At 73.7% G+C, this 8,281-nt stretch carries 9 protein-coding genes; 1 reads left to right on the top strand and 8 read right to left on the bottom strand.

Annotated elements, in window-relative coordinates:
* The 3 genes from hypF to WH07_RS31145 form a co-directional block, all read right to left on the bottom strand.
* The coding region (hypF, locus tag WH07_RS31155; protein WP_046507497.1) for a carbamoyltransferase HypF at positions 1-2,149 on the bottom strand (2,149 nt) is incomplete at its 3' end.
* Positions 2,146-2,865, bottom strand: coding sequence for a hydrogenase nickel incorporation protein HypB (hypB, locus tag WH07_RS31150; RefSeq protein ID WP_046507485.1), 720 nt, complete (start codon positions 2,863-2,865; stop codon positions 2,146-2,148). The genes hypF and hypB, both read right to left, overlap by 4 nt.
* A gap of 56 nt (positions 2,866-2,921) precedes the next feature.
* A complete protein-coding gene (locus WH07_RS31145) occupies positions 2,922-3,359 on the bottom strand; it encodes a hydrogenase maturation nickel metallochaperone HypA/HybF (RefSeq protein WP_063775859.1) in 438 nt (145 codons plus the stop codon).
* A gap of 113 nt (positions 3,360-3,472) precedes the next feature.
* Here WH07_RS31145 and WH07_RS31140 point away from each other — a divergent pair, with 113 nt between their 5' ends.
* A complete protein-coding gene (locus tag WH07_RS31140) occupies positions 3,473-3,874 on the top strand; it encodes a helix-turn-helix transcriptional regulator (RefSeq protein ID WP_046507482.1) in 402 nt (133 codons plus the stop codon).
* 34 nt (positions 3,875-3,908) lie between these two features.
* Here the strand turns inward: WH07_RS31140 and WH07_RS42335 are convergent, their stop codons facing one another.
* From WH07_RS42335 to WH07_RS31115, 5 genes are read right to left on the bottom strand one after another with little or no spacing between them, the layout of a single operon-like run.
* Entirely contained in the window at positions 3,909-4,760 is an 852-nt protein-coding gene (locus WH07_RS42335) for a hydrogenase maturation protease (RefSeq protein ID WP_063775858.1), read from the bottom strand.
* Position 4,761: 1 nt separating this feature from the next.
* Positions 4,762-6,183 (bottom strand): hypothetical protein, encoded by a 1,422-nt coding sequence (locus WH07_RS31130; RefSeq protein WP_046507479.1) that lies wholly within the window; start codon positions 6,181-6,183, stop codon positions 4,762-4,764.
* The gene (locus WH07_RS31125) at positions 6,180-6,932 is read right to left on the bottom strand and encodes a DUF6084 family protein (protein ID WP_232789126.1); all 753 of its coding nucleotides are present in this window, start codon (positions 6,930-6,932) and stop codon (positions 6,180-6,182) included. Before WH07_RS31125 ends, WH07_RS31130 begins: the two co-directional genes overlap by 4 nt.
* On the bottom strand, positions 6,929-7,603 hold the full coding sequence (locus tag WH07_RS31120; protein ID WP_046507476.1) for a DUF5947 family protein: 675 nt from the start codon (positions 7,601-7,603) through the stop codon (positions 6,929-6,931). The genes WH07_RS31125 and WH07_RS31120 overlap by 4 nt, the downstream gene beginning before the upstream one ends.
* Positions 7,600-8,193, bottom strand: coding sequence for a NifU family protein (locus tag WH07_RS31115; protein ID WP_046507473.1), 594 nt, complete (start codon positions 8,191-8,193; stop codon positions 7,600-7,602). Before WH07_RS31115 ends, WH07_RS31120 begins: the two co-directional genes overlap by 4 nt.
* Between the last annotated feature and the right edge of the window lie 88 nt (positions 8,194-8,281).

The following is an 8,281-nucleotide window of genomic DNA, read 5'->3' as shown; positions in this document are numbered from 1 at the left end:
CCCGTATGTCCCGTACGGCGGCGGCCAGGACCGGAGCGGGGTCGGCCACCAGCTCCACCCCGTCGCCCGGCCGCCCGGGGACCAGCCCGAACCGGTAGCCCTCCGCCTCGCCGCCGCGCGCCGGACCACCACCCGCCCGGCCGCCGCCCGCCACGGCCGCGCCCTCCAGCTCCATCGCCGCCTGGGCCTCGTACTCCACCCGGTGGCACACCCCCGCGAGCGAGGCGACGGCGTCGAAGAGCCGCCCCATGCTCGATGTCGGTACGCAGGCGACGCCACGCGTGAGCTGACGCTCCAGCAGCCGCCGCTCACCGGCCGAACACGCGGCGACACACGGCAGTTCGTCCGACCAGGGCACGCCCGCCGCCCGCAGATGCGAGAGCGCCATGCGGTACGGGTTCCGTACGGCCGCGTCGCCGCCCGGCAGCGGCACCTGGGCCAGCCTGCCGAAGCGCCGGAATCCGTCGTAGTCCGCGAGCAGCACCTCGCCGCCCCACACCGTGCCGTCGTCCCCGTACCCCGTACCGTCGAAGGCCACCCCGATCACCGGAGCCGAGCCGTCCAGACCGTGCTCCGCCATCGCCGACGCCACATGCGCGTGATGGTGCTGGACCCGGCGTACCGGGCGGCCCCCGGCATGGCGCACGGCCCACTGCCCCGAGCGGTAGCCGGGATGCCGGTCCGCGACCAGTAGCCGGGGCGTGACCGAGGCCAGCTCCGACAGATGCCCGACGGCCGCCTCGAAGGCGGTGAGCGTCGCCAGTTCGTCCATGTCGCCGATATGGGCGGACAGCCACGCGTACCGGCCCTCCGCGACACAGAAGACGTTCTTCAGGTCCCCGCCGACGGCGAGCGCCGGCTCCACCGGTACGGGCAGCGCCACCGGCATCGGCGCGTAGCCGCGCGATCTGCGAACGGGCAGCACCCGGCCCGCGGAGACCCGTACCACCGAGTCGTCGCACGGCACCCGCAGCGGCCGGTCATGCGTCAGCCAGGCGTCCGCGAGACCGTCCAGCCGGCTCAGGGCGTCCCTGTCGTCGGTCACGATGGGCTCGCCCGACCGGTTCCCGCTGGTCATCACCAGCACCGGCGGCCCCGGCGGATCGCCCGGCAGGCCCAGCAGCAGACGGTGCAGCGGCGTGTACGGCATGAGCACCCCGAGATCGGGGCTGCCGGGTGCCACACCGTCCGCCACCAGCGGCTCACCGCCCTCGCGGCGGCGCAGCAGAACGACGGGCCCGCGCTGCCCCAGCAGCAGTTCGCGCTCGTCAGGACCCACGAAGGCAAGCCGCTCAACCGTCTCCAGCGACCCGGCCATCACGGCGAACGGCTTGGCGCCGCGCCGCTTGCGGGCGCGCAGGACCGCCACGGCGGTGGCGTCGGAGGCATCGCAGGCCAGGTGGTAGCCACCGAGTCCCTTCACCCCGACGACCGCCCCGGCCGCCAGCAGCCGCCGCGCCTCCGCGAGCGCGCCCTCGCCTGAAGCCGTCACGGCCGGCCCGCCCGACGCGGTTCTGATCAGGGAGAGTTGAGGGCCGCAGGCATGGCAGGCGACCGGCTGGGCGTGGAAGCGCCGGTCGGCCGGATCCTCGTACTCCCGCGCGCAGTCGGCGCAGAGCGGGAAACCGGCCATCGTGGTCCGCGCCCGGTCGTACGGCAGTCCGGTGACGACGGTGAAGCGCGGGCCGCAGTGCGTACAACTGATGAAGGGGTGCCGGTAGCGGCGGTCCGCGGGGTCGGCCAGCTCGGCCAGACACGCGTCGCACGTCGCCATGTCGGGGGAGACCAGGGTCCGTCCGGGCCCGCCGGAGCCGGAGTCGGGCGAGGGGCGGATCGTGAATCCGCTGCCGCCGACGGCGGGTACGAGCCGGTGCCGCACCGATTCCACGACGGCCAGCGGCGGAGCGCTGTCCGCGACCCGCTCGCAGAAAGCCGCCACAGCCTCCGCCGGTCCCTCGACCTCCAGGCTCACCCCCTCAGCGGTGTTGGTGACCCATCCCGTCAGACCGAGACCGGTGGCGAGCGCGTACACGAACGGGCGGAAGCCGACACCCTGCACCACCCCGCACACCAGCACCTGCCGGCGCTCACATGTGGCAGGCGGTGCGGCCGGACCGGCGGCGCGGACGGAGGACACGGGCCCGCTCATGGCGCCTCGGCCGTTCCGCGAGTGGCGGAGGCACTCTCGTACACCGGCCGGTGTACGGGCTCGCCGTCCGCGCAGTCGAGGACGCGGGCCAGCAGATCGTCGACTCCGGCCCCGGTGCGCGCCGAGGTCGCCAGCACCGGCACCCCCGGATTCACCCGGCGCACATTCCGGTGGAACGCCTCCGCGTCGAACTCGACGGCCGCCGCGATGTCCGTCTTGGTGATGACCACAAGCTGCGCGAGACCGAACGCCGTCGGGTACTTGAGCGGTTTGTCCTCGCCCTCGGTCACCGAGACCAGCACGATCCGCAGACTCTCCCCGAGGTCGTACGAGGCGGGGCAGACCAGATTGCCGACGTTCTCCACGAACAGCACCCGGGTGTCCGCCGGAAGCCAGCCGTCGAGATGCCCGCGCAGCATTCCCGCCTCCAGATGGCACAGTCCGTCGGTCAGCACCTGTTTGACGGGTGCTCCGGCGCGCGCCAGCCGCCGGGCGTCGTTCTCGGTGGCCAGATCGGCGGTGACCGCCGCGACCGCGATGCCCGCCTCGACGGCCCGTTCCAGCAGCCGTTCGAGCAGCGCGGTCTTGCCGCTGCCCGGGCTGGACAGCAGATTCACCTCGGCCGTGCCCCGGGCGGCGAGATGCTCGCGCAGCTCCAGGGCACTGGCGTCGTTCTTGGCCAGGACGGCCTGGCGCAGATCAACGACTCGGCACACGGGGCCTCCTAGGGCGTGACAGATCCCGTCCGGCTCCGCCCTGCGGACGGACGACGCTATGTGTCGGACACGGCCCGGGGCGTACCCCGATCCTCACCGCTGTCCCGGCGGCGCGCATCCGAGGAATCCACCCGCGCGACCTCGGAGGCGTCCATGAGAGCGACCTCGGCGATCTCCAGCTCCCGGCCCGAGAGCAGCTCGGCCAGCGGCCGGGCGCAGCCGTCGCACCAGAGCAGGGGCGGCATGCCGACGGCGTACTCCCGCCCGCAGCCGTCGCACCGCGCCCTGCCGGGCACGGTGTCCAGCTCCAGCCGGGCACCGGCTAGTACGGTCCCCTCGCTCGCCAGGCCGAACGAGAACCGGAGCGCCTCCGGCACCACCCCCGCCAGCTCGCCGATCCGCAGCCGCAGCGAGGCGACCCGCGCGCCGCCATTGGTGCGTACGGCTTCCTCCACCTGGGCGACCACGGCGGTCGCGATGGACAGTTCGTGCACGGCTCTCACCTCGTCACGGCGGCTGGCCGGTCCCGCCGGGGCTGGTTAGCGTGGTCTCAAGCGCGGGGCGGACTGATGTCCAGCTCGCCCGGCCACATCAGGAGACCGCGACCATGACGACGCACGACACCGAACGACGCGCGCTGATGAACCCCGTCATCCTGCTGCTGCTCACCGAGCGGCCGGGACACGGCTACGAGCTGACCCAGCGTCTGGGCGCCTTCGGCTGGGCCGAAGCCGAGTCCGCGCATGTGTACCGGCTGCTGCGGGGCATGGAGAAGTGCGGTCAGATCTCCTCCCGGTGGCGGGCGTCCGCGTCCGGGCCCGCCCGCCGCGAGTACGAGATCACCCCGGCGGGGTCGATGAGCCTGTCGCTCTGGTTCGTCCGTCTGGGGGAGCTGCACAGCACGCTGCATCTGTTCCTGGAGCGGTACACGCAGCTCAACGGGCCGGGGCCGGCCGACAGAGAGGTACGGCCGCTGTCCGGGCACCCGCCGGCGGCGGGCCCCGCCTGACCGCCGGGTGCCGTCCGCGTTCGTTGTCGGTCGTTCATCGGTCCCGAGCCTTCCCTTCCCGGGGGCCTACATCCGGCGCATCCGCAGATAGCGGCGCAGATCCGGTACGGACTTCGCCGTCTCGTACGCCGCCCCGGCCATGACCGCTCCGGCGCAGACCCACAGCAGCGGCCGGTCCGCCGGTCCGGTGCGGGTCCTGGGACGGGTGTCGGTGCGGGTTCTGGGGCGGGTCCTGGGGCGGTCCGCCGCTCGTCCCGCCCGTATCTCGCGTATCGCGTGCATCACGGTCATCGCCTCCTTGGTGGCTTTCGTGCTGGTGGCCTACGTGGCCTACGTGGTCTCCGTGTCCTTCATGGCCTTCGCGGCCTTCGAGGCCTTCACCGCCTTCACCGCTTTCGTGCCGGATCAGATCGAGGACCAGCTCGGCCGCCGGTCCGACGGCGGCGGCGACCGGTTCGCTGAGTCCGATGCCCTCTTCGAGGGTGAGCGGCTGGCAGCCGACCAGCACGATCCGCTCGGGCAGGGTGCCACCGGCGCCCGCGCGCAGTTCATGGACCAGCCGCAGCACGGCCGCCGGGTCCATGCCGTGCCCGTCCAGCGGTACGGCCGCCCGGGGCGTTCCGCGAGCGGCGGGATCGGCCGGGTCGATGTCGAGTACGTGCAGGGTGCCGGCCGGAGTGCCACGGTCGACCGTGTCGAGCAGCACGAGCCCGCTGTAGCCGTCGAGAAGCCGGTAGGCGAGATGCACACCCCGGATGCCCGTGTCCATCAGCTCGACGTCCGGCGGGAACCGGTGTCCGGTCAGCCTGCGCAGGGTCTCGACGCCGAAGCCGTCGTCACCGAGGAAGACATTGCCGATCCCCGCGACCAGGGTCCTGCCCGCCATGTCAACCACCGCCCTCCGGACCGCCGCTGCCGCGGGGATCGATCTCGTCCGGCCGGAAGTACAGGAACCGGCCCTGCAGACGGCGTACGTCCGTGCCCGGATCGCCGTCGACGGTCACCCCGATGTGCGTCTCGCCGTCCAGGTCCGTCAGCACCGCCTCGACCGTCGCGCCGAGCCCCGCCAGAAAGATGTCCTGGGCGTCGGACCCGCGCGTGCCCGGCCGCAGTACGACCCGGCTGCCCACGCCGACGAGCCGCTCGCCGACCGTCACGGTCTCCGGCCCCGGTACGTCGTACGCGTCGCGCGCGCAGGGTGCCTCGGCCGGGTCCTCGCGGGGCCGCTCACCCGTCGCCTCGCGCAGACCCCGTATCGCGCCGTGGAGGCGCTCCATGACCTGCGCGGGCATCCCGTCCACCAGATCGATCACCTCGGCCGCCCGCGCGTCCGTCCCGCGCGCCTCCCGTTTCTCCTCCTCCGTGAGCGCGGCGGTCCGCAGCGAGAGGATCTCGTCGATCTCGGTCGCGTCGTAGAGCGGTCCTGGGCTCTCCGCCGCGAGTTCGGGGTGGTCGTCCAGGATGATCGGCGAGGACAGCAGGACATCGTCCCGGCCCGCACCACCGGCCAGCACCGGCCAGGTGTGCTCATTGCGGCAGGTCCGGGCGGCGGGCCGCGCCCACTGGGGCGGGTCCGTCATCGACAGGAACCGCCCGCCGGGCAGGCCGAGAAGCAGATGCGCCCCGATCAGGCTGTACGGCAGGGCGGCTTCGCGGTCGCCACGCCGGCGCGGGTCCGGCGCCCGGTCCGGCGGTGCCCAGTCCGAGGCGTTGCGTACGGTCACAGTCAGCCGCAGCGCGCCGTACGGGCCCGGCAGCGGCTCGGTGGCCAGGTGCATCTCGCCCGCCAGCGCGCGGCTCCGCCGTACCAGACGCCCGACGGCCGGTCCCGTACCGCCCGCCTCCTGGACCGGCTCGTACGCGACCCCGCCGGGGCGGTCGAACCGTACGGTCCGCCCTTCGCCCGCGAGTTCGTCGAGCGGCACCCGCAGTGCCACCCGCTGCTCCTCGCCCTCGTCCCACGGGACCAGCACCCGGTCGGTCAGGTCGAGTCGCGCCGTCCCGGTCCAGCCCGAGCCGTCCGGCGCGGGGCGTTCCACCGTGCGGCGGCGGACCTTGAGGAAGCGGAGCTCCACGAGGAGGTGACCGGCACGGCGGGGTTCGAGCAGGCATTCCGTACGCTGCTCGGCGTGCTCGCCGTACATGCAGGCCCAGGACGGCGGCACCAGCACACCGAACTGCCAGCGCAGCCGGTTCTTACGGGCCGACGCCCGGTAGGGGTAGAGCACATACCCCTCGAACAGCAGCGCGTCGGCGACCCGGCGGGCCCTGTCGAACTCCTCGGAGTCCACGGCCACTTGGTCCGTCATGACCGCCCTCCTCGCCCGGTGGGCCCGGCAGATCCGGTAGACGACCCGGTGGACCGGGCAGACCCGGCAGACCCGGCAGACCCGGCAGACCCGGTGGACCGGGCCGCCCGTGCGGGACCGGGGGCCGCCGCCGTACGGAGCAGCTCCTCGAACACCCGCTCCCAGGACGGCAGGGCGCGCTCCGAGCGGAAGCGGCGCAGCGCGTCCAGACAGTCGTCGCGTATCCGCAGCCAGCCGCAGCCGGGGAAGTACTGCTCGACCAGGCTCCGCCAGACCTTCACCGGCATACGGAACGCGGCCTCCTTGTGCCACGGCACCGGCTCCGCCATGAACCCGCGGTCGCCGGAGAAGACCGTGCCCGAGAAGAGCAGGAGCAGCGGCACCTCGCCGTCCGCGAGCGCGCGGAAGTACGCGGCCGAGGCCACCTCCATGTCGTACGTGCAGGGCACCGGCAGTTCGATCTCGGTGGCGCCGGTGAAGCCGGGCACGGTCACCGAGGCATGGGCGAACTGGAGCGGTGTGAGGGTGGTGCTCCAGCGGTCCGGCTCGCCGAAGAAATCACCGAGCATCTCCATCTCGGCCGGCCCGTACCGCCGTTGGACGGGCTCGATCCGCAACTGGCAGCGCAACGCCACCGCATGGATCCGTACGCCCTCCGCCGCCTCGATCCGCAGCCGGAACAGCAGCGTCGGGCCTGTGCCGTACGGTTCCGGCCGTACGCCGACACAGGTGAACGTCAGATCGGTCATCGGCCGTCCTCCCGCTCGGTCGCCGGTGGCCGGGCCCGCGCCGCGACCCGGGCGAAGAAGTCCGCCAGCTCGGCGCGGGCCTCGGCGCCGCCGTCGAACCCCTGCCAGCGCAGCCGCATCCGGCCCACCAGCTCGTAACAGACGTCGACAGGCACCAGCCAGCACCCGCCCGCGCCGCCCGCGCTCGCGGCGCCGGTGCCGCGCTCCCGCCGTATCAGCAGTGCCTCCGTGTCGGGCTGGAGCAGCGCGGCCAGCCGGCCGGAACCGAGGACCTGTTGCCAGGTGGCCGGGTCCAGTTCGCTCTCCGTGGCGCCCGCGGGGCTCGGGTAGAACGCGGCCGTCCGGTCCAGCTCGGAGTTGCGGAAGAAGAAGGCGAGCCCGACCGGGATCTGGAGCCTGCCCCAGCTCTCCTCGTCCAGGGCGAAGTCCGGATCGGACAGATAGCGGTCGGGCACCGCCCGGAAGCGGCCCGCGCCCGCGCCCGGCCGGGTGAACAGAAGATGGCAGCCGGCGCAGGCGCACAGCAGAGAGCGCTTCCGGGTGTCCACAAGATGCCGGTGCTCCCCGGGCAGCGGTTCGGCGCACAGCTCGCACCGCTTCACGGCGGCCGGCGGGCGGCGGGTGAAGCCGCGCAGCCCGTCCGGGCCGGGCCGCACGGGCCGGGTGGTCATGGCCCCGCCGCCAGGTCGGCCGCGTCCGGCGGCCGGGACATGATCTGGAGGAGCTTCGGCTGCGGGCTCTCCTCCGTGACGCCCTCGACCTCGACGCGCGCGATCTCCGGCGCACGGCGCGCCACGGCCTCCTCGATGGTCCAGCGCACCGTCTGCGCGGAGGAGGGGCAGCCGTCGCAGCTTCCGCGCAGCCGCAGCCGCAGGGTCCGTCCCTCGGCGGCGCCGTCCCCCTCCGGCTCCGGGCCGATCCCGGCGATCTCCACATCACCGGCGTGCGAACCGAGATACGGACGGACCTCGTCCAGCGCCCGTTCCACCCGGGTGAGCGTGTCGTCGGGGTGCAGGTCGTGCAGGATCAGCAGCCCGCCGACGAGTTCGTCCTCGCCGAGCAGCGCCAGCGGCTCCGTGCCTTCCCGCGAATCGCCGAGCAGCTCGACGGCCCGGGCCAGGCCCGTACCGTAGAACTCGACGACGGCACGCACCAGTTCGTCGGCGAGCGCGCGGCCCGACGGGCCCACCGCCTTGCCCAGCTCGTCGAGCAGCGCGTCGACGCGTTCACCGGTCCGCTGCTCCCCGGCCGTTGCTGCCATGTCACGCCGCCTTTCGCCGAGGGGCCCGCTCCTTCGTGGCGCCGGGATCCCGGTGCCGCCCCCCCCCGAGATCCCCCCGGTGTCAGCC

Origin of the sequence: Streptomyces odonnellii (assembly GCF_000981895.1) — a bacterium.
In the GTDB taxonomy this organism is placed as follows: domain Bacteria; phylum Actinomycetota; class Actinomycetes; order Streptomycetales; family Streptomycetaceae; genus Streptomyces; species Streptomyces odonnellii.
Note: the sequence above shows the minus strand (reverse complement) of the source record. Positions and strands in the feature narration are given on the sequence as shown.